The organism is Streptomyces sp. NPDC001709 (genome assembly GCF_053596375.1).
Map to the genome: position 1 here is coordinate 29,169 of NZ_JBSFGB010000003.1, position 19,230 is coordinate 48,398.

The following is a 19,230-nucleotide window of genomic DNA, read 5'->3' on the forward strand; positions in this document are numbered from 1 at the left end:
CGAGGTCAGTCGGGCGAGCCGGGGTCAGCCGGGTGACGTGGGCTCAGTTGTCGCGGTAGGCCTCCAGCAGCCGCAGCCACACCTCGCTCAGGGTCGGGTACGACGGGACGGCGTGCCACAGACGGCTGACCGGGACGCGGCCGGCGACGGCGATGGTGGCCGAGTGGATGAGCTCGCCGACGCCGGGGCCGACGAAGGTGACGCCGCGCAGGATCTCGTCCTCCAGGTCGACCACCATGCGGGCGCGGCCCTTGTAGCCGTCGCCGTACAGGCCCGCGCCCGCCACCGAGGAGAACTCGACGTCGACGGCGCGGACGCGGTGGCCGGCCTGCTCGGCCTCGGCGAGGGAGAGGCCGACCGCGGCGGCCTCGGGGTCGGTGAACACCACCTGGGGTACGGCGTGGTGGTCGGCGGTGGCCACGTGCGCGCCCCACGACTCGTCCGGCACGGGGTCGCCGGCCGCGCGGGCGGCGATGGCCGCGCCGGCGATACGGGCCTGGTACTTGCCCTGATGGGTGAGCAGGGCACGGTGGTTGACGTCGCCGACGGCGTACAGCCAGTCGGTGCCGGTGACACGGAGGGTGTCGTCGACGTCCAGCCAGGAGCCGGGTTCCAGGCCGACGGTGTCGAGGCCGATGTCGTCGGTGTGCGGGACGCGGCCGGTGGCGAAGAGGATCTCGTCGGCTTCGATCCGGTCGCCGTCGGCGGTGACGGCGACGACCGTGCCGTTCTCGCGGGCGACGGAGGCGACGGAGGTGCCGGTGCGCACGTCGGCGCCCGCCCCGCTGAGGGCCTCGGCGACCAGCTCGCCGGCGAACGGCTCCATCCGGTTCAGCAGGCCCTTGCCCCGGACCAGCACGGTCACCTGCGAGCCCAGGGCCTGCCAGGCGGTGGCCATCTCGGTGGCGACGACACCGCCGCCGACGACGATCAGCCGGCCGGGAGCGGCCTTGGCGCTGGTGGCCTCGCGGCTGGTCCACGGCTTGACCTCGGCAAGGCCGGGCAGGTCGGGCAGCTGGGCGCGGGTGCCGGTGGAGACGGCGACGGCGTGCCGGGCGGTGAGGGTGGTGACCGTGCCGTCGGGACCGGTCACGGTGACCGTACGGGGGCCGGCGAGCCGCCCGTGGCCGCGGTACAGGTCGGCGCCGATGCCGTCCACCCAGGCGACCTGGCCGTCGTCCTTCCAGTGGGAGGTGTACTCGTCCCGGCGGGCCAGGACTGCGGGGGTGCCGAGCGGGCCTTGGACCGCCGGGGCGAGGCCGGGCAGGCGGCGGGCGTCCGCCTGGGCGATCACCGGCCGGAGCAGGGCCTTGCTGGGCATGCACGCCCAGTACGAGCACTCGCCGCCGACCAGTTCGCTCTCCACGATCGCGGTGGTGAGACCGGCCGCGCGGGTGCGGTCGGCGACGTTCTCCCCCACGGGACCGGCCCCGAGCACCACGACGTCGTACGCGATGGTTTCCGTTTCCGTCATGGGGTCAGTCTGGTGGGTGGTGTGCGCGACGGCCACATGGGTACGTGCGCGGGACACAGACGTGCACGTGTGGAATAGGCGGCCCGGCGGCCGTGTTTCCGCCGTCGGCACACCCCACACCAGGAAGAGGGACTCACGCCATGAGCAGCACCGTGGAGCTGACCAAGGACAACTTCGACCAGACGGTCACCGACAACGACTTCGTTCTGATCGACTTCTGGGCTGCTTGGTGCGGGCCGTGCCGCCAGTTCGCACCCGTGTACGAGAAGGCCGCCGTGGACAACCCGGACCTGGTCTTCGGCAAGGTGGACACCGAGGCCCAGCCGGAGCTGGCCGCGGCCTTCGGCATCCAGTCGATCCCGACGCTGATGATCGTCCGCGACAAGGTCGCGGTGTACGCCCAGCCGGGTGCCCTGCCGGAGCCCGCGCTGACGGACCTCATCGGGCAGGCCCGGAATCTGGACATGGACAAGGTCCGCAAGGACATCGCGGCGCAGGAGGCCCAGGAGGGCCAGGCCCAGTAGCCCCTAGAAGGGGTACGGCGCCACGTCGCCGCGTACGGTCGTCCAGCGCAGGTCGGTGAAGGCGTCCAGGTTGGCCTCGCCGCCGAAACGGGCGCCGGTGCCGGACGCGGCGACGCCGCCGAAGGGGGCCACCGCCTCGTCGTTCACGGTCTGGTCGTTGACGTGGACGATCCCGGTCGGGATCCGCTCGGCCAGGTCGAGGGCGCGGGCGGTGTCCCGGGTGACGATGCCCAGGGAGAGGCCGTAGGGGCTGTCCGCGGCGAGTGCCGCCGCCTCGTCGGCGGTGGCGAAGGAGCGGACGGGGGCGACCGGGCCGAAGACCTCCTCGGTGTAGGCCGGGGTGCGGTCGTCGGCGCCGGCCAGCACGGTCGGCCGGTAGAAGAGCTGTTCATGGGTGCCGCCCGCGGCGAGTTTCGCGCCGCGGGCGGTGCTCGTGCGCACCAGGCCGTCGATCTTGGCGAGCTGCCCCGCGTCGATGACCGGGCCGAGGTGGACCTGCTCGCGGTGGGGGTCGCCCACGGTGAGCGCGTCGGCCTTGGCGGCGAGCCGCTCGACGTACTCGTCGTAGAGCGAGGCATGGACCAGGTGGCGGCCGGTCGTCATGCAGATCTGGCCCTGGTGGAAGAACGAGCCCCAGGCCGCCGTGGAGATCACGGTGTCGAGGTCGGCGTCCTCCAGCACGATCAGGGCCGAGTTCCCGCCGAGTTCGAGGTGGGCCCGCTTGAGGTGGCGGCCGGCCGCCTCGCCGACGGCCCGGCCCGCCGCGGTGGAACCGGTGAAGGAGATGACGGGGAGGAGCGGGTCCTCGACCAGCGCCCGGCCGGTGTCCGCGCCACCGGGCAGCACATGCAGCACATCCTCCGGCAGTCCGGCCGCGGCGAAGACGGCGGCGAGGGCGAGGCCGCCGCAGACGGCGGTGCGCGGATCCGGCTTGAGGACCACCGCGTTGCCGAGCGCGAGGGCCGGCGCGACGGAGCGGATGGACAGGATCAGCGGCGCGTTGAACGGGGCGATCACACCCACCGCGCCGACCGGGACCCTGCGGGTGTACGACAGCCGGGGCGCCTCGCTGGGCAGCACCTGTCCGGTGGGGCGGGAGGCCAGGGCGGCGGCCTCGTAGCACTCCTGGGCGGCCACGTGCAGCTCGAAGTCCGCCTTGCCGGGGATGGATCCGGACTCCCGCACCAGCCATTCGCGCAGTTCGCCGGCGTGCTCGGTGAACAGGTCCCCTGCCCTGCGCAGTACTTGGGCCCGCTGGAAGTGCGGTGCGCGGGCCCAGGCGGCCTGCGCGGCGCGGGCGGCTCGCGCGGCGCGGCCGACGTCCTCGGGGCCGGCGAGGGTGACGGCCCCGAGCGCGTCTCCGGTGGCGGGTTCGGTGACGGTGTGGACAGGACCGGCCAGGCCGCGGTCCTGCCAGGTCTTCGGGTCGAGCAGCGGCATTCGGCTCTCCGATCGGTCGCCGGGCGGTACGGAACGCTTCCCTCGGCGCTACTTGTTGAGCGCGAAACTACATCGCGGTGGCGCCGCTCCGGAACCCCGCCACCGCCAGCAGGTGTACCCCCTTCGCGTCACCCGTGCCCCCTACGCGCACCGGCGTCCGCCGTCAGGTGGACTCGCGCCGCACCACCGAGGCTCCCAGGACCTCGTGCACCTCCGGCTCGCCGCCGGGGTCGCGTACCGCTCGGTCGACCAGTTCGGCGAGGTCGCGCCCCGAGGGCAGTTGGACGTGGACCGTGCTGAGGCGAGGGCGCAGCAGCCGGCCGAGCATCAGGTCGTCGGCGCCGATCAGGGCCACGTCCTCGGGGATGCGCAGACCCTCGTCCTGCAGAGCGCGCATCAGCAGCATCGCATATTCGTCGTTGTAGGCGAACACCGCGTCCAGCCCCAACTCGAGCCAGCGTGCGGCCAGTTGCGCGGCGGATTCCTCGGTGTAGGCGAGCGGCAGCTCCGACACGGCGGCGTCCGTGCCGTGCAGCGCCTGGCGCACACCGGCGAGCCGGGGCCGGGAGTAGGCCTCCAGGCCGGGCTCCTCGGGCACCACGACACCGATCCGGCGCCGGCCCCGGGCGTACAGATGGGCGCCCGCGCACTGGCCGACCGCGTCGTGGTCCATCAGCAGGGCGTGCGCGCCGTCGACGCGTCCGGGACCGAGCGTGACCACGGCCCGGGCACCGGAGCGCTTGAGGACCCCGACGCCCTGCGGCCCGAGCTCCGCGCCGGGCACCAGGACGGCGACCGGCCGCAACTCCGCCCAGGCGCGGGCGGCTTCGTCACCCTGGAGGCCCACGGTGCCGTACTGCACGACGGTGTAGTCGAGCCGGCCGAGCGCCCACTGCAGCTCGTTCACGAATCTGCTGTACAGCGGGCCCACGGGGATCGCCGGGGCGGGCATGAGGACCATACGGCTGTGCCCGGCGCGCAGGCTGCGGGCGGCCGCGTGAGGGACGTATCCCAGTTCCCGCGCGGCCTCGTGCACGCGCCTGCGCGTCGGTTCGCTGATCCGTACGGCGCTGGTGTTGTTGAGGACATAGGACACGGTCGCGCGCGAGACGCCCGCCAGGCGGGCCACATCGGCACTCGTGGGCGTGTTCGGTATCTGCACCATGACAGACCGCATCTTGGCAGAGGGGGCGGGGCCGGGAAGAGGCGGGGCGGCATGGTTCACGGTTCGACGGAATCCGGCACAGCGGGGGATCAGTGAGGCGGCGCGGTTCCGGTCACTCGGGCGACCAGGTCGATCCAGCCGGACTCCAGGCGTGCCATGGGCATCCCACATACCCTGGCCTGGTAGTGGATCACGGCCGGGTCGAGCGAGGCGAGCAGGGTTTGGGACAGGAGTTCACAGTCGGCGTCCGGCACGATCTGCCGCAGCAACATCGTGACGTGCGTCCGCAGCGCGGTGACCGCCGGATGGGAGAGCCTGCGGGTGGGTTCCGTCTGGGCGGCCAGCAGGAGGTCGAGTTGCTCGGCATAGCGGTACAGCACCGCCACGCCGAACGCCCTGAGGCGCTCCAGGGGCGGCGCTCCGGGACCCAGTGGCGGGGGCCCGCCCAGGAAGTCGGCCTGCAGCGTGCGGTCCGAGTGGTCGAGCAGGGCCATCAGCAGCCCCGTGCGGTCACCGAAGCGACGGAAGACGGTCCCCTTGCCCACCTGGGCCGCGGCCGCCACCGCCTCCATGGTCACGCCGGCCACCCCGTGCTGCGCGATCAGCCGGGCGGCTGCCTCCAGCAGACGGGCCCGGTTGCGCGCGGCGTCGGCCCGCAGGCACGGCCCCTCGGGCGCCGTGCCGACTTCCAGCAGCTGAGGCGCGTCGACGGGCTCCGGAGGCGGGGGGAACGGCGGCAGGGCGCGGGACATGAAGACAGCGTAAAGCATCGGGAACAAAACTGGACCGCGGTCCGCTTAGGGTGCTAGAACATTAAACGGACCCCGGTCCGGATCGTAACGGCGACGTTTCAGCCCCTTGGAGTTCCCCATGTCTGTTCGCATTCTCGCGCTCGTCGGCAGCCTTCGCGCCGGTTCGCACAACCGTCAGCTCGCCGAGGCGGCCGTCAAGCTCGCTCCCGAGGGCGCGGAGGTCGTGCTGTTCGAGGGCCTGGCCGAGATCCCCTTCTACAACGAGGACATCGACGTCGAGGGCAGCGTGCCGGCCGTGGCCGGGAAGCTGCGTGAGGCCGCGCAGGCCGCCGACGCGTTCCTGCTCTTCTCCCCCGAGTACAACGGCACCATCCCCGCCGTCCTGAAGAACGCCATCGACTGGCTGTCCCGCCCGTACGGCGCCGGCGCCTTCGGCGGCAAGCCCGTCGCCGTGATCGGCACCGCCTTCGGCCAGTACGGCGGCGTATGGGCGCAGGACGAGGCCCGCAAGGCCGTGGGCATCGCCGGCGGCAAGGTGATCGAGGACATCAAGCTGTCCATCCCCGGCTCGATGACCCGCTTCGCCGAGACCCACCCGGTCGACGACGCCGAGGTCGCCGCCCAGCTCACCGAGGTCGTCGCCCGTCTGCACGGCAACGTGGGCGAGGCCGCGGCCGCCTGAGCCGTACGCGCGCGAAGAAGCGGAAGGAAAGGGGGCCGGATCCGTCCGGCCCCCTTTCTTCACGGCCGTCTCCGTCCCTCTCACCCCGACACCAGCCGATCGCCCAGCGCGCTGCGCCGGTACAGCACCCGGCGGCCGTCCCGGGCGCGGGTCACCAGGCCCGTGGTGGCGAGCACCCGGAGGTGCTGGGAGACGGCGCTCGGGGTCACCCCGAGCCGACGGGCGAGCTCCACGGTGGGCAGGGGTTCCGCGAGCAGCCGCAGGAGGGTGGTGCGGGGGGCGCCGAGCAGGGCGGTGAGGGCGGAGGCATCGGGCGCGGATTCCGGTTCCCACAGGGTCGCCGTGCCCCGGCCCGGGTACGCGAGCATCGGCGGGGCGTCGGCGCTGATCGGGGGCGCGGGCTTGTGCGCGAACACCGAGGGGACCAGCCGCAGCCCCCGCCCGGCGCCCTCGACCGCGTGCCGGCCGATCATCCTGTCCACCGTCAGCACACCGTCCCGCCAGCCGAGATTCGGGTGCAGACCGGAGAAGAGCGACCGTGCGCCGCCGGTGGCCAGCTGCCCCGCGCGGTGCGAGATGTCGGTCTCCAGGACGAGCCGGATCCGGGGCCAGTACGGCAGCAGGGCCGTCTGCCAGTAGCGGTGCAGCAACGCGCAGAGGGCGTCGAGGAGTTCGAGGACGGGGCCGTCACCGGGGGCGGTGGCCTGCCGCAGCGCGCCGGGGAGCGGGCGCGGGGCGTGCGCGGCGAGCAGGTCACGCCGCACGACATCGGGGGGCGTGGCCCGCACGACGGCCAGCTCCTCGTCGAGCGTCGGGGCGTAGGCGGTGGGGCGGGGCGTCAGGAAGTCGGGCAGCGCGAGCGTGGGACCCACCAAGGCCGCGAGAAGGGGCAGGTCGGCGGGGGCGAGGGCGGTGAGCACGGTGCCGCGCCAGCCGCGGTGCAGGGGGTGCAGGGCGGGGGCGCGCAGCACGCGCAGGCTCTCCATCAGCTGGCCGAGCGGGGAGATCGCGAACCGGGTGTCGGCGAGGTCGTCTACCCCGAGCCGGAAGCTGATCATTTAGCCCCCGCCTACATCCCTGGCCAACTGTCCGTCCACGGCGTGGACTTCGGCCCATGACGGATCACAACACCGGGCAGCGTACCCCGCGGCTCGTCGCGCTGCTGGCGCTCGCCTGCGGGGTCGGGGTCGGCAATGTGTACTTCCCGCAGGCCGTCGTCCCGCTCGTGGCGGCGGGCCTCGGCGTCTTGCCGGGCACGGCGGCCGGGGTGGTGACCGCGACCCAGTTCGGCTACGCGGCGGGCATCTTCCTGCTCGTCCCGCTGGGGGACCGGGTGCCGCCGCGCCCGCTGCTGGTCACCCTGCTCCTCGTGACCGGCCTCGGCCTGTGCGCCGCTGCCGCCGCGCCCGCGCTGCCGCCGCTGCTCGCGGCGAGTGTGCTGGTCGGCGCGGCCACGGTGATCGCCCCGCTGGCCGGTCCGCTGGCGGCCGGACTGGTGCCGCCTCAGCGGCGGGGCGTGGTCGGCGGGACCCTGCTGAGCGGGGCCCTCGCGGGCATGCTGCTCTCCCGCACGGCCGGCGGCGCCCTCGGCGACCGGCTGGGCTGGCGGGCACCGTACGTGCTGGCGGCCCTGCTCACCCTCGCGCTCGCACTGCTCCTGGCCCGCGCGCTGCCGCCCACGGTGCCGCCGTCCCGGCAGAGTTACCCGCGCCTGCTGTCCGAGCCCGTCCGCCTCCTCTTCCGCGAACCGGCCCTGCGCCGCTCCTCCTTCTACCAGGCGACGGTGTTCGCCGGTTTCTCCGCGGTGTGGACCGGGGTGGCGCTACTGCTGACCGGCCCGGTGTACGGGTTCGGCGCGGGCGCGGTGGGGTTGCTCGCGCTGGTCAACGCGGTCACGATGCTGGTCACGCCGGTCGCGGGCCGGCTGGTGGACCGGCGGGGCGCCGACGCGGTGAACCTGGTCTGCTTCCTCCTGGTCCTCGCCTCCGCGGCGGTCCTCGCCCTCGGCGGCCGCGGCGGCACCGCCGGTCTGGCGGCCCTCGTGGCGGGCACGCTGCTGCTGGACGTCGGCATGCAGTCCGGCATGGTCGCCAACCAGGTGCGCATCTACGCCCTCGCCCCGGACGTCCGCAGCCGTCTCAACACCGCGTACATGACCTGCGCCTACCTGGGCGGCAGCCTCGGCTCCTGGCTCGGCGCCCGCGCGTACGCGTGGTGCGGCTGGCCCGGGGTATGCGGTCTGGTCGCGCTGCTGACCGGGCTGGGGCTGGCGGGGCACCTGGGCGCACGGGCCGCTGCCGCTCGGGCATCCGTGCGAAACCCCTGTGGCCACCCGGGTTCTGACGTTACCGTTCGGTAGACATCGTTCCCGGAGCCCCCCGGAGGTGCTCGCCCATGACGCACGATCGTGCCGCCGGCCTCGTGGAGACACAGCGCGCGCTCGCCGCCGGGGAGGTGTCCTCCCGTGCGCTGGTGGAGCGGGCGCTGGCCCGGATCGAGGCCACGCAGGGGACGGTGAACGCGTTCCGGATCGTACGGGCCGAGGCCGCGCTCGCCGAAGCGGACGCCGCCGACCGGGAGCTGGCGGCCGGGGCGGGGCGCCCGCTGCTCGGGGTGCCGGTGGCGGTGAAGGACGACATGGACGTGGCGGGAGAGCCGACCGCGTTCGGCTGTGCGGGCGCGTTCCCGCCGGTCGCCGAGGACGGGGAGGCGGTACGGCGGCTGCGTGCGGCCGGTGCCGTGATCGTCGGCAAGACCAACACGTGCGAGCTGGGGCAGTGGCCGTTCACCGAGGGACCGGCGTTCGGGGACACCCGCAATCCCTGGCACACCGGGCACACGCCCGGGGGTTCGTCGGGGGGTTCGGCCGCCGCCGTCGCCGCCGGGCTCGTCCCCGCCGCGCTCGGCTCCGACGGCGCCGGCTCGGTGCGCATCCCGGCCGCGTGGACCGGTCTGATCGGCATCAAGCCGCAGCGCGGCCGTATCTCCACCTGGCCGCACGGCGAGTCCTTCCAGGGCATCACGGTCAACGGCACGCTCGCCCGGACGGTCGCCGACGCCGCCGTGCTGCTGGACGCGGCGAGCGGCAACCACGACCGGGACCCGCACCGGCCCGCCGCGCTGACCGTGGCGGACGCGGTCGGCCGCGACCCGGGCCGGCTGCGGGTCGCCCTGTCCCTGAAGCCGCCGTTCACCGCCGTACCGGCCCGGCTGCACCCGGAGATCCGCGCCCGGGTCGTCGAACTCGCCGGGAAACTGGCCGCGTTGGGGCATGACGTCGTCGAGGCCGATCCGCCGTACGGGCAGATCGGCCTGACCTTCGTGCCGCGCGCGACCGCCGGTATCGCGGAGCGGGTCCGCGAGGCCCCCGACCCGGCGCTGCTCGACCCGCGCACCCGGGACGCGGCCCGGCTCGGCCGGCTGCTCGGTGGGGCCCCGCTGCGGGCGGCCCGGCGCGCGGAGGCGGTGCTGCACCGGCGGATCGGCCGGTTCTTCGCGTCGTACGACGTGATCCTCGCTCCGACGACCGCCGCTCCCCCGCCACCGATCGGCGCCCTGTACCGGCTGCGCGGGCTGGCCACGGACCGTGCGATGATCGCCGCCTGCCCGTACGCCTGGCCGTGGAACGTGCTGGGCTGGCCGGGCGTGAACGTGCCCGCCGGGTTCGTCGGCGACGGTCTGCCGGTGGGCGCGCAGCTGCTCGGGCCCGCCCACAGCGAACCGCTGCTGGTGTCCCTCGCCGCCCAGTTGGAGGCGGAGCTGCGCTGGTACGAACGCCGGCCGCCGGAGCCCGCCCCGGCGACGTGGGCGGCCTGACGGCCGGCCACCGAGGCCGAGCGTGGGGCGCGCACCTCGGGTGGCCGAGGCCAAGGCGAAGGGGAGAGCGCCGGTGGCCGCCGCCGAGGGGACGGGCGAGTTGTCCGCCGGGACAATCACGATGCGGCACGGGCCTCGGCCTGGTTCCGTCCGCTGCGGCTCAGGCGGTCACCAGGGTCCCCGGCCCTGCGTCGCCAGCAGCCGGTCCCGCGTGGCCGGGTCCAGAGCCGGGTTCGCGGCGGCCGGATGGGCGAGTTCCTCGTCGGCGAGCAGCTGCGCCAGCCGGGCCGGCGGGAGGTTCGGGTGCCGGGCGAACGCGGCCCGTACCTGCGGGTCGGGGTCCTTGGTGAGGCGCTCCGCGATGGCGGGCGGCGTCTGCGGGTCCCGCGCGGCCAGGGCGCGGACCTGAGGGTCGGCATGGCCGGCGTACCCGGCCAGTCCGGCGCGCGGAAAGTTCGGCCTGCTGGTGAGGCGGGCGCGCTCGGGGCCGGTGTACTCCAGGAAGCCGCGCAGCAGCAGTGCCGCCGGGGCGTCCGGGTGGTTCTGGGCCAGCAGCACGCGTACGCCGAGGTCGTCGTCCTCCGCCAGGCGCGCCACCAGGTCCGCCGGCAGCGTGTGTTCCCTGGCGGCCTGCCTGCGCAGCAGCGGGTGCCCGGAGCAGGCGTCCCGGCGGACGGCTTCGGGGTCGCGGGGCGTCGATGGCTCGGGATGGAAACCGAACGCGCAGTCCACGGGGACGGTGTAGTCGATACGGGCGCGCTCGTCCTCGCTGAACCCGGGGTGCACGGACACGGCCAGCCGTACCCTCGGGTCGGGATCCGCCGCGAGCGTGCGGCGCTCGTCCGGGTCGAGGTCCGCGTGACGGGCGATCACCCGTCGTACGTCCGGGTCGGGGTCGGCGACGAGCGCGCGCCGCTCGGCCGGTCCGAGGTCGGCGCGGCCCGCGATGCGCGCACGGACCTTGTGGTCGGGGTCGGCGGCCAGCAGGGCCACCACGTCGGCCGGCAGCGTGGGGTTGAGGGCGATCGTGGCTCTCTCGTCCTCGTCGACCGGGCAGGTGAGGACGCTCTCCACGACGGCCCGGCTCAGGGCATCGTTGACCAGGGCGTCGGTCCGGCCGTGGCAGCGATGAGCGGGCAGGACGCTCTCCACCCACTGCGGGTCCCGGTGCCGGTCGTACCGCTCCGCCGCCTCCCGGACCTCGTCATCGGGATCCGCCAGCAGGGCGGCCCGTTCGTCCGCCGTCCGGAACGTCCACCCGAACACCGCCTGGCGGCGCATCCTCGCGACCGGGTGGGTGGGCAGGGAACGGGTCAGCTCGGTGGACATCTGCCGGTACAGGTTCCACAGGTTCTCGGGCTCGTACGTGGTGAACATACGGACCACGGTGGCGTCGGGCAGCGGCCGGGGCCGGTCCGGCCAGGTCACCCGGGGGCCGTCGGCGAGATGGGCGCGGACGAACCACTCCGGGTCGTCCACCAGCCGCGCCCGCTGGGCCGGATCCACATGGGGGTTGACGGCGAAGAAGGCCCGGGTGCGGCGGTCGGGGTGCTCGATCACGGCGTCCACGACGACGGCGGGCAGATCGCGGTCCCGGCACAGCACCATCCGCGCGGCGAGCGGTGCCTCGGCGAGCAGCCGGAGCAGGACGTCCGGCGGCGCCGACGGATTGAGGGCGAGCCCCGCGAGCCGGCGCGCGGGCAGGTCGGCTTCCTCCCAGATCCGGCCGGGCGTGCCCATGCCTTCTGTCTCCCCCCGTTGGTGAACCGCCCTTGCGGGCTCCCGCCGACGACCTTACGTCGTCATACCGTGAGCAGGCCCACCCCGAGGGCGATCAAGGCCACCACCTTGAGGAGTTCCAGCGCCACGTACCAGAAGTGGCCGCGGGAGCGGGGCAGTTCCTCACCCGCGAGGACCCGGTCGGACCGGCGGTTGAGGATGGGCCGGACGACGGCCAGCTGGACGAGGAGCAGCACCGCGACGGCCGCGGTCAGCGCCGTGATCCCGGCCGGGGCACCGCCCACGGCGATCGCTGCGGTCGCGACGACGGCCAGCACCACCTCCACGGCGTTCAGCGCGCGGAAGACCAGCCGGCCGATGCCCAGGCCGACGGGGATGGTCACACCCGGGGCGCGGAACTTCAGCGGCGCCTCCAGAGAGGAGATCGCCAGCACCATGCCGAGCCAGACGAAGGTGACGGCGCTCGCGGTGGCGGCGGACGTGGCGTTCATCTGTGGGGGCCTTTCTCCGCCGGGGCGGGCGGGTGGAGTGCGTGGAGTGGGGGGAGTTGCCGTTCCGGTCAGGGGGCGGCGCCGGTCTCGGCCAAGTGGGCCACGCAGGAGTCCGGTTCGGCGAAGGGCTCCAGGCCGGTCGCTGTCAGCGGGGCGTGCAGCCGGGCCAACGCGCCCTGCATCAGGCCCAGATGGAGCGGACACACCAACTGGCCGTGTTCCTCGGCGAGTTCCAGGAAGGGGCAGTGCCGCAGCCGGATCCGCCGGGGTGGTCCGCCGGCCTCGTCCGCTCCCTCCGCCCGTGGCGCGAAACCCAGCTCGCCCAGCAGGGCGAGGAGTGCGGCCACCGAGGGGCCGGCCGCCGGTTCCTCGAACGGGGGCGGCGGTTCGATCAGGTGACCTCCCCAGGCGCGGCCCGTCTCCATCGCCTCCGCGCGGGCCGTCGCCGGGTCGGCGGACGTCCACCGGCTGAGCAGGATCCGCGCGAGGAGCCGGTAGTCGCGCGTGCCGCCTCGGTCCATACCGGGACGTGCGGTGTACACGATGCGCGGCCGGCCGGGTCCCGGGGACGGCTCGGCCCTGCGCTCGACCAGGCCCTCGGCCGCCAGGCCGTCCAGATGGAACCGCACCGTGTTGGGATGGACGCCCATCCGCTCGGCCGTCTCCGCGACGCCGAGCGGCGAGGGTGCGGCACGCAGTACGTCCAGCACCTCTCGGCGGCGCGGGCTCTCCCGCGTGGTCACCTCCGACCCCCTCTCCCACCTGCGTTTATTTTTCACGAACCATATATGTATTAATTATGGGGTGGGCAGGGGGCCGGAAGCGGAAGAGCCGAGGGGAACACCAGATGACGTCGGCGACGGCCTGCTCGGCAGGGGCCCTGCCGAGGCACCCCAGCCGCTCGCCGAGGGCGCCCTGGCCTGGCTGCCGTACGGCGCGCCGCGCAGTATCACCGCCGGTGAGGACGGACTGACCTATGTGACCGTGCACCGACGCCGTCCGGGCATGCGGATCGGCCCACGCCCCGGCAGCTGACCGGAGGCGCACCGGCACAACGCACAGACCCCGGGCACCCATTGCGCCGGCGGGGCGGCCCACTAGGGTGCCCCCGTGACCACGTTTACCGATGAGAACGTCCCCGGCCGGTACGGCCCCCACGCGACGACCGAGGCCGACCCGCGCGAGGTCGGCCGGGTGCGCACCGAGTACTCCCCTGCCCACGACGGCGACCCGGACCCCGGCGAGATCGTGTGGACCTGGGTGCCGTTCGAGGAGAACGACGGCCGGGGCAAGGACCGCCCGGTGCTGGTCGTGGCCCGGGAGGCGGCAGGCACCTTCCTGGCCGTACAGCTCTCCAGCAAGCGCCATGACGGCGACCGGGAGTGGGTCGCGATCGGCAGCGGGCCGTGGGACCGGTCGGGCCGGGACTCCTGGGTGGACGTGGACCGCGTCCTCAGGCTGCACGAGGACGGCATGCGCCGCGAGGCGTGCGCGCTGGACCGGATGCGGTTCAATCTGGTCCGGCAGCGGCTGCACGAGCGCTACGGCTGGACCTGACCGGCGCGTCTACGGCTGAACCCGACCGGCGTACAGCGTGCCGGACCGGGGCTCCGGGAACGCCCGCGCGAACGCCTCCCGCACCACCGCTCCCGGCGTCCGGTCCAGCACCCCGAACACCACATGCTCGAACATCCGGTCGAATCGGCCGCCGGGGCCGAGCAACGCCCGGAACGCACCCGCGACCTGCACCGGGTCGTTCTGGAACACTCCGCAGCCCCAGGCGCCGAGCACCAGTCGGCGGTAGCCGTGGGCGGCGGCCGCCTCCAGCACGCGCTCGGCCCGGGCCGCGAGCGCTCCCGGCAACTCGGCGGCCCGCTCCGGCTCCGTACGCCGCACGACGCCCGCGTTGGGGGCGGCAGCGGTCAGGAAGCCCGCGAGGTACGGCTCGGGCAGCAACCGGCCCCGGTCGTCGCGGAACACCGGGACGGCCGGTGAGTGGATCACCCGGTCCGTGTAGAACGGGTCGCGGTGGGCGCGGTGGTGGTCGTAGAAGGAACGGGCCGTCAGCAGGCAGGCGTACAGCGCGGAGGCGCGGCACAGGGCCTCCTCCTGGGCCTGCGCGCCGTTGAGGTAGCCGCCGCCCGGATTCCGCGCCGAGGCGAAGTTCAGCACGGCGACCGGAGCGTCCGCCAACCGGCGGGCAGCCTCCAGGCTGCTCTCGCCGGTGACCTCGAAGACCGTGTCCGTCGTCGGCCCGGACATCGCTTCCGGGACGGGAACCGGTTCTGGACCGAACATCCGCGTACCGGCCCGCGCGGCCTCGATCCCCGTCGAAAGGGACACCTCTCGTCCGTCCGGCGCGCGGTACCGGCCCGCCGCCACGATCTGCTCCGTCTCCGCGGCGATCCCGCGCAGGCGCGCGCTCACGGCGCCACCCCCGTGGGCGCCGAGTCCGCGGCCCGCGCGGTCTCCCCCGTCGTGCTCATGCACGCATCCTGGGCGATGCTGGTGATGCGGTGCAACGGAGTTTCCCGTCCCCGCATCGGCCGGGAGAACGCGTACGGAAACGGAGATGACCGAAGCCGAACGTCCGACGGGGCGCTCTTGTGCGAATCGGCCCGAGGGTTTTGGGTAGAACGCATGCCTGCCCGGCCCGACGATCAGAGGGGGCCGGTGACATGGTGGAATCTCAGGAGGATCCCGACATGTCCGATTCACAGAGTGACGGCGGTGACTGTACCGACCACCGCACCGCCGTCACCGAAGCCGAGGTGGAGGCCCTGGTCAGGGGCATCTGCTTCAAGACCGGGCCGCCCCGCGCACTCGGTGTCGAACTGGAGTGGCTCGTCCATGAGCTGCGGTCGCCGCAGCTCCCCGTGACACCCGAACGACTGGAAGCGGCCTACGCCGCGCTGCGGGCCGTGCCCCTGCGCTCGCCGCTCACCGTCGAACCCGGCGGCCAGCTGGAGCTGAGCTCGCCGCCCGCCGCCTCCCTCATGGAGTGCATCGGCACCGTCTCCGCCGACCTGGACACCGTCCGTGCCGTCCTCGCCGAGGACGGTCTCGGCCTGGTCGGCGTCGGCCACGACCCGTGGCACACGCCCCGCAGGTTCCTGCACGAGCCGCGCTACGACGCCATGGAGGCCTGCCTGGACCGCACCGGTCCGGCCGGCCGCCACATGATGTGCGCCTCCGCCTCCGTGCAGGTCTGCGTCGACGCCGGCCACGAGGAGCCGGGCCCTCTCGGCCACACGCGCCGCTGGTGGCTGGCCCATCAGTTGGGGCCGGTCCTGGTGGCCGCGTTCGCCAACTCCCCGCTGATCGGCCGTGAGCCCACGGGCTGGTGCTCCACCCGGCAGCTGATGTGGATGGAGATCGGCGCCGGCCGTGCGGGCGCTCCCCCGCTGGACGGCGAGCCACGGGCCGCCTGGGCCCGGCACGTGCTGGACTCGCCGGTGATGTGTGTACGCCGGGACAGCGGGCCCTGGGAGGTGCCCGAAGGGCTCACCTTCCGGGAGTGGACCCGGTCCCGGTCACCCCGGCCGCCCACCCGGGCGGATCTGGAGTATCACCTGACCACCCTGTTCCCGCCGGTCCGGCCGCGCGGCCACCTGGAGCTGCGGATGATCGACGCGCAGCCCGGGGACGACGGCTGGATCGTGCCGCTCGCCGTGACGGCGGCGCTGTTCGACGACCCGGAGGCGGCCGAGACGGCGTACCGGAGCGTGAAACCCCTCGCGGAACGGGCCCTGCATCTGCCCGCCCCGCTCAACCCGCTGTGGATGGACGCGGCCCGGCGGGGGCTCGCCGACCCGGAGCTGTGCGAGGTCGCCGCCGTGTGTTTCGCGGCGGCGCTCCAGGCCCTGCCCCGGCTCGGCGCCACCGCCGAGGTGACCGACGCGGTGGCCGCGTACCGGGACCGCTATGTCGCCCGGGGCCGTTGCCCGGCCGACGACCTGCTGGACCGGCTGGAGGGCATGGAACCGCCCTCGTCCCGGCCCGGCCGCACCGCCCACGGGAGGAAGGACATCCGCACATGACCGCCCCCGAGACCGACACCGCGGCGACCGAGGCGGACACCGAGTCGCTTCGCGCGCGTGTGCTCGCCTCGCTGACCACCGCCCGTGCCCGCACCACGCTGCTGACCAGCTGCGTCGAGGAACCGGACCTCACCGCCCAGCACTCGCCGCTGATGTCCCCGCTGGTGTGGGACCTCGCGCACATCGGCAACCAGGAGGAGCTGTGGCTGCTGCGGGCGGTCGGCGGCCGGGACGCCATGCGGCCCGAGATCGACCGCTTGTACGACGCCTTCGAGCACCCGCGGGCCGAGCGGCCCTCGCTGCCGCTGCTGCCGCCCGCCGAGGCCCGCCGGTACGCGGCCGAGGTGCGCGGCCGGGTCATGGACCTGCTCCAGGGCGCGGACTTCCACGGCACCCGGCTGACCGAGGCCGGATTCGCCTTCGGGATGATCGCCCAGCACGAACAGCAGCACGACGAGACGATGCTGATCACCCATCAGCTGCGAAAGGGCCCGCAGGCCCTGACCGCCCCGGACCCGGAACCGGCCCCGCTGTTCACCGGTCCGGCCGAAGTCCTCGTCCCCGGCGGCCCGTTCACCATGGGCACCTCCACCGAGCCCTGGGCGCTGGACAACGAACGCCCGGCGCACGTCCGGGAGGTGGACCCGTTCTGGATCGACACGACCCCGGTGACGAACGCGGCGTACCAGGCGTTCATCGAGGACGGCGGCTACGACACCGAGCGCTGGTGGACCCGGGAGGGCTGGGCGCACATCAAGCGGCACTCGATCACGGCGCCGCTGTTCTGGCGCCGGGACGGCGACCGCTGGCTGCGCCGCCACTTTGGGGTCACCGAGGCGGTCCCGCCCGACGAGCCGGTGCTGCACGTGTGCTGGTACGAGGCCGACGCCTACGCCCGCTGGGCCGGGCGCCGGCTGCCCACCGAGACGGAGTGGGAGAAGGCCGCCCGGCACGATCCGGCCACCGGCCGCTCCCTGCGCTACCCGTGGGGCGACGCGGACCCGGCGCCGGAACACGCCAACCTGGGCCAGCGGCACCTGCGGCCCGCGCCCGCCGGCAGCTACCGGGCCGGTGAATCACCGCTCGGGGTACGGCAGTTGATCGGTGACGTGTGGGAGTGGACGGCGAGCGACTTCCTGCCGTACCCGGGGTTCCAGGCCTTCCCGTACAAGGAGTACTCGGAGGTGTTCTTCGGCTCCGACCACAAGGTGCTGCGCGGCGGTTCGTTCGCCGTGGACCGGGTGGCCTGCCGGGGCACGTTCCGCAACTGGGACTACCCGATCCGGCGGCAGATCTTCTCCGGGTTCCGCACGGCCCGCTCGGAGGCCGTCTGATGTGCCGTCACCTGGCTTATCTGGGGCTCGAGGTACCGCTCGGCCACATCCTGACCGAACCTGCGCACAGTCTGTTGCGCCAGTCGTGGGCGCCCCGGCGGCAGCGCTACGGCACCGTCAACGCCGATGGTTTCGGGGTCGGTTGGTACGCACCCGACGACCCCGTGCCGGCGCGCTACCGGCGGGCCGGGCCGATCTGGGCGGACCTGTCCTTCGCCGACATGGCCCGGGTGGTGCGCTCCGGCGCCGTCCTGGCCGCCGTACGCGACGCGACGCTCGCGGGGGCCGATGCCGAGGCCGCCGCGGCGCCCTTCGCGTCGGGGCGGTGGCTGTTCAGCCACAACGGCGCCCTCGCGGGCTGGCCCGACTCGGTGGCGCCGCTGGTGTCCGCGCTGCCCCCGGTCGAGTTGCTGTCGCTGCAGGCCCGTACCGACTCGGCGTTCGTCTGGGCGCTGGTCCTGCACCGGCTGCGGGGCGGCGACGAACCCGACCAGGCCCTTGGCGAAACGGTTCGCCAGCTGGCCGGGGCGGCCCCGGCCTCCCGGCTCAACCTGCTGCTGACGGACGGCGAGACGATCGCCGCGACCGCCTGGGGCGACTCCCTCTGGTACCGCACGGAGCCCGGCCGCAGCACGGTCGTCGCCTCCGAGCCCTACGACGACGACCCGCTCTGGCAGGAAGTCCCCGACCGCACCGTGCTCATCGCGAGCCGAGCCGGCGTGCTGCTCGCACCGCTGGAGGATCCGGCGTCCTCCCCCACTCTCGACTCCGCTCGGGCGGGGGCGACCCCATCATCGAAGGAGCCCTGTACGTGAGCCCCCTGCACGTGACCCGCACCCTCCCCGAGGACGCGACGGACGCCGCGCTGCGCGCCGACGTCCTGCACGGCCTCACCGTCCACCCCAAGTGGCTGCCGCCCAAGTGGTTCTACGACGCCCGCGGCAGCGAGCTGTTCGAGCAGATCACCGACCTGCCCGAGTACTACCCCACCCGTGCCGAGCGGGAGATCCTCGCCGACCGGTCCGGCGAGATCGCCGCGGCGAGCGGCGCCCGCACGCTGATCGAACTCGGCTCGGGCTCCTCGGAGAAGACCCGCTTCCTCCTGGACGCGCTCGCGCCCTCGGTGTACGTCCCCGTCGACGTCAGTGAGAGCGCCCTCACCCAGGCCGGGGAGGCGCTCGTCGAGGAACTCCCGGACCTCGACGTCCACGCGCTGATCGCCGACTTCACCGCCCCGCTCACCCTGCCCGCCACGCCGGGACCCCGGCTGGTGGCCTTCCTCGGCGGCACGATCGGGAACCTGTTGCCGGACGAGCGGGCGAAGTTCCTGGGCTCCGTGCGCTCACTGCTCGCGCCGGGCGACGGGCTGCTGCTCGGCACGGACCTGGTCAAGGACGAGCGGGTACTGGTCCGGGCGTACGACGACGCGGCCGGGGTGACGGCCGCGTTCAACAAGAACGTGCTGGCCGTCGTCGACCGCGAGCTGGGCGCCGACTTCGATCCGGACACCTTCGACCATGTGGCCCTCTGGAACCCCGAGCACGAGTGGATCGAGATGCGGCTGCGCTCCCGTGTCGCGCAGACCGTGAAGGTGCCCGCGCTGGACCTCGCCGTGGACTTCGCGGCGGGCGAGGAGCTGCGCACCGAGGTGTCGGCCAAGTTCCGCAAGGACGGAGTGACCACCGAACTGGCCGCCGCCGACCTGGAGCTGACCCACTGGTGGACGGACGCTCAGGGTCGCTTCGCGCTGTCGCTGAGCGTGGTGCGCTGAC

The 19,230-nt window shown here is 74.0% G+C and carries 18 protein-coding genes and 1 pseudogene; 10 read left to right on the forward strand and 9 right to left on the reverse strand.

Features of this window, described 5'->3' with window-relative positions; genetic code table 11:
• Window positions 1-43 precede the first annotated feature (43 nt).
• Window positions 44-1,474: a dihydrolipoyl dehydrogenase family protein gene (locus tag ACWC0C_RS05295; RefSeq protein WP_449196912.1), complete on the reverse strand. Its 1,431-nt coding sequence runs from the start codon at window positions 1,472-1,474 to the stop codon at window positions 44-46.
• Window positions 1,475-1,614: 140 nt separating this feature from the next.
• Between ACWC0C_RS05295 and trxA the strand changes: the two genes are divergently transcribed.
• Window positions 1,615-1,998 carry a thioredoxin gene (gene trxA / locus ACWC0C_RS05300; RefSeq protein ID WP_450861761.1) on the forward strand — a complete coding sequence of 128 codons (384 nt, stop codon included), beginning with the start codon at window positions 1,615-1,617 and terminating at the stop codon, window positions 1,996-1,998.
• Between the two features lie 3 nt (window positions 1,999-2,001).
• Here trxA and ACWC0C_RS05305 read toward each other — a convergent pair whose 3' ends face one another.
• From ACWC0C_RS05305 to ACWC0C_RS05315, 3 genes are all read right to left on the reverse strand, one after another.
• Window positions 2,002-3,438, reverse strand: a complete 1,437-nt coding sequence (locus ACWC0C_RS05305) for an aldehyde dehydrogenase family protein (RefSeq protein ID WP_450861763.1) — start codon at window positions 3,436-3,438, stop codon at window positions 2,002-2,004.
• A 163-nt stretch (window positions 3,439-3,601) separates the two neighbouring features.
• Window positions 3,602-4,615: a LacI family DNA-binding transcriptional regulator gene (locus tag ACWC0C_RS05310; protein ID WP_450861764.1), complete on the reverse strand. Its 1,014-nt coding sequence runs from the start codon at window positions 4,613-4,615 to the stop codon at window positions 3,602-3,604.
• A 77-nt stretch (window positions 4,616-4,692) separates the two neighbouring features.
• The gene (locus ACWC0C_RS05315; protein WP_450861766.1) at window positions 4,693-5,373 is read right to left on the reverse strand and encodes a TetR/AcrR family transcriptional regulator; all 681 of its coding nucleotides are present in this window, start codon (window positions 5,371-5,373) and stop codon (window positions 4,693-4,695) included.
• 100 nt (window positions 5,374-5,473) lie between these two features.
• Here ACWC0C_RS05315 and ACWC0C_RS05320 point away from each other — a divergent pair, with 100 nt between their 5' ends.
• Entirely contained in the window at window positions 5,474-6,037 is a 564-nt protein-coding gene (locus tag ACWC0C_RS05320) for an NADPH-dependent FMN reductase (RefSeq protein ID WP_449196907.1), read from the forward strand.
• A gap of 80 nt (window positions 6,038-6,117) precedes the next feature.
• Here ACWC0C_RS05320 and ACWC0C_RS05325 read toward each other — a convergent pair whose 3' ends face one another.
• The gene (locus ACWC0C_RS05325; protein WP_450861768.1) at window positions 6,118-7,095 is read right to left on the reverse strand and encodes a metalloregulator ArsR/SmtB family transcription factor; all 978 of its coding nucleotides are present in this window, start codon (window positions 7,093-7,095) and stop codon (window positions 6,118-6,120) included.
• A gap of 56 nt (window positions 7,096-7,151) precedes the next feature.
• On the opposite strand from ACWC0C_RS05325, the gene ACWC0C_RS05330 reads away from it, so the two are divergent.
• Together ACWC0C_RS05330 and ACWC0C_RS05335 are read left to right on the forward strand one after the other, a co-directional pair.
• Complete coding sequence (locus ACWC0C_RS05330) at window positions 7,152-8,396, forward strand: MFS transporter (RefSeq protein WP_450861770.1); 1,245 nt, start codon at window positions 7,152-7,154, stop codon at window positions 8,394-8,396.
• Window positions 8,397-8,431: 35 nt separating this feature from the next.
• A complete protein-coding gene (locus ACWC0C_RS05335) occupies window positions 8,432-9,853 on the forward strand; it encodes an amidase (RefSeq protein WP_450861771.1) in 1,422 nt (473 codons plus the stop codon).
• A 168-nt stretch (window positions 9,854-10,021) separates the two neighbouring features.
• Here the strand turns inward: ACWC0C_RS05335 and ACWC0C_RS05340 are convergent, their stop codons facing one another.
• From ACWC0C_RS05340 to ACWC0C_RS05350, 3 genes are all read right to left on the reverse strand, one after another.
• Window positions 10,022-11,593: a hypothetical protein gene (locus tag ACWC0C_RS05340; protein WP_450861772.1), complete on the reverse strand. Its 1,572-nt coding sequence runs from the start codon at window positions 11,591-11,593 to the stop codon at window positions 10,022-10,024.
• Between the two features lie 62 nt (window positions 11,594-11,655).
• Window positions 11,656-12,084 (reverse strand): hypothetical protein, encoded by a 429-nt coding sequence (locus tag ACWC0C_RS05345; protein ID WP_450861774.1) that lies wholly within the window; start codon window positions 12,082-12,084, stop codon window positions 11,656-11,658.
• 68 nt (window positions 12,085-12,152) lie between these two features.
• Window positions 12,153-12,827, reverse strand: a complete 675-nt coding sequence (locus ACWC0C_RS05350) for a helix-turn-helix transcriptional regulator (RefSeq protein WP_450861775.1) — start codon at window positions 12,825-12,827, stop codon at window positions 12,153-12,155.
• Window positions 12,828-12,939: 112 nt separating this feature from the next.
• Here ACWC0C_RS05350 and ACWC0C_RS05355 point away from each other — a divergent pair.
• Both ACWC0C_RS05355 and ACWC0C_RS05360 read left to right on the forward strand, forming a co-directional pair.
• Window positions 12,940-13,119 (forward strand): annotated as a pseudogene (locus ACWC0C_RS05355) (cupin domain-containing protein); the annotation flags it as partial.
• A 75-nt stretch (window positions 13,120-13,194) separates the two neighbouring features.
• Window positions 13,195-13,641, forward strand: coding sequence for a type II toxin-antitoxin system PemK/MazF family toxin (locus ACWC0C_RS05360; RefSeq protein ID WP_356307133.1), 447 nt, complete (start codon window positions 13,195-13,197; stop codon window positions 13,639-13,641).
• A 9-nt stretch (window positions 13,642-13,650) separates the two neighbouring features.
• On the opposite strand, the gene ACWC0C_RS05365 is transcribed toward ACWC0C_RS05360, so the two are convergent.
• Entirely contained in the window at window positions 13,651-14,511 is an 861-nt protein-coding gene (locus ACWC0C_RS05365; RefSeq protein WP_450861776.1) for a TIGR02452 family protein, read from the reverse strand.
• A 278-nt stretch (window positions 14,512-14,789) separates the two neighbouring features.
• Here ACWC0C_RS05365 and egtA point away from each other — a divergent pair, with 278 nt between their 5' ends.
• From egtA to egtD, 4 genes are read left to right on the forward strand one after another with little or no spacing between them, the layout of a single operon-like run.
• A complete protein-coding gene (gene egtA, locus ACWC0C_RS05370; protein WP_450861777.1) occupies window positions 14,790-16,124 on the forward strand; it encodes an ergothioneine biosynthesis glutamate--cysteine ligase EgtA in 1,335 nt (444 codons plus the stop codon).
• Window positions 16,121-17,458, forward strand: a complete 1,338-nt coding sequence (gene egtB / locus ACWC0C_RS05375) for an ergothioneine biosynthesis protein EgtB (protein WP_450861778.1) — start codon at window positions 16,121-16,123, stop codon at window positions 17,456-17,458. The genes egtA and egtB overlap by 4 nt, the downstream gene beginning before the upstream one ends.
• On the forward strand, window positions 17,458-18,273 hold the full coding sequence (egtC, locus tag ACWC0C_RS05380) for an ergothioneine biosynthesis protein EgtC (RefSeq protein ID WP_450861779.1): 816 nt from the start codon (window positions 17,458-17,460) through the stop codon (window positions 18,271-18,273). Before egtB ends, egtC begins: the two co-directional genes overlap by 1 nt.
• Window positions 18,270-19,229 (forward strand): L-histidine N(alpha)-methyltransferase, encoded by a 960-nt coding sequence (gene egtD, locus ACWC0C_RS05385; RefSeq protein ID WP_450861781.1) that lies wholly within the window; start codon window positions 18,270-18,272, stop codon window positions 19,227-19,229. Before egtC ends, egtD begins: the two co-directional genes overlap by 4 nt.
• Window position 19,230 lies beyond the last annotated feature (1 nt).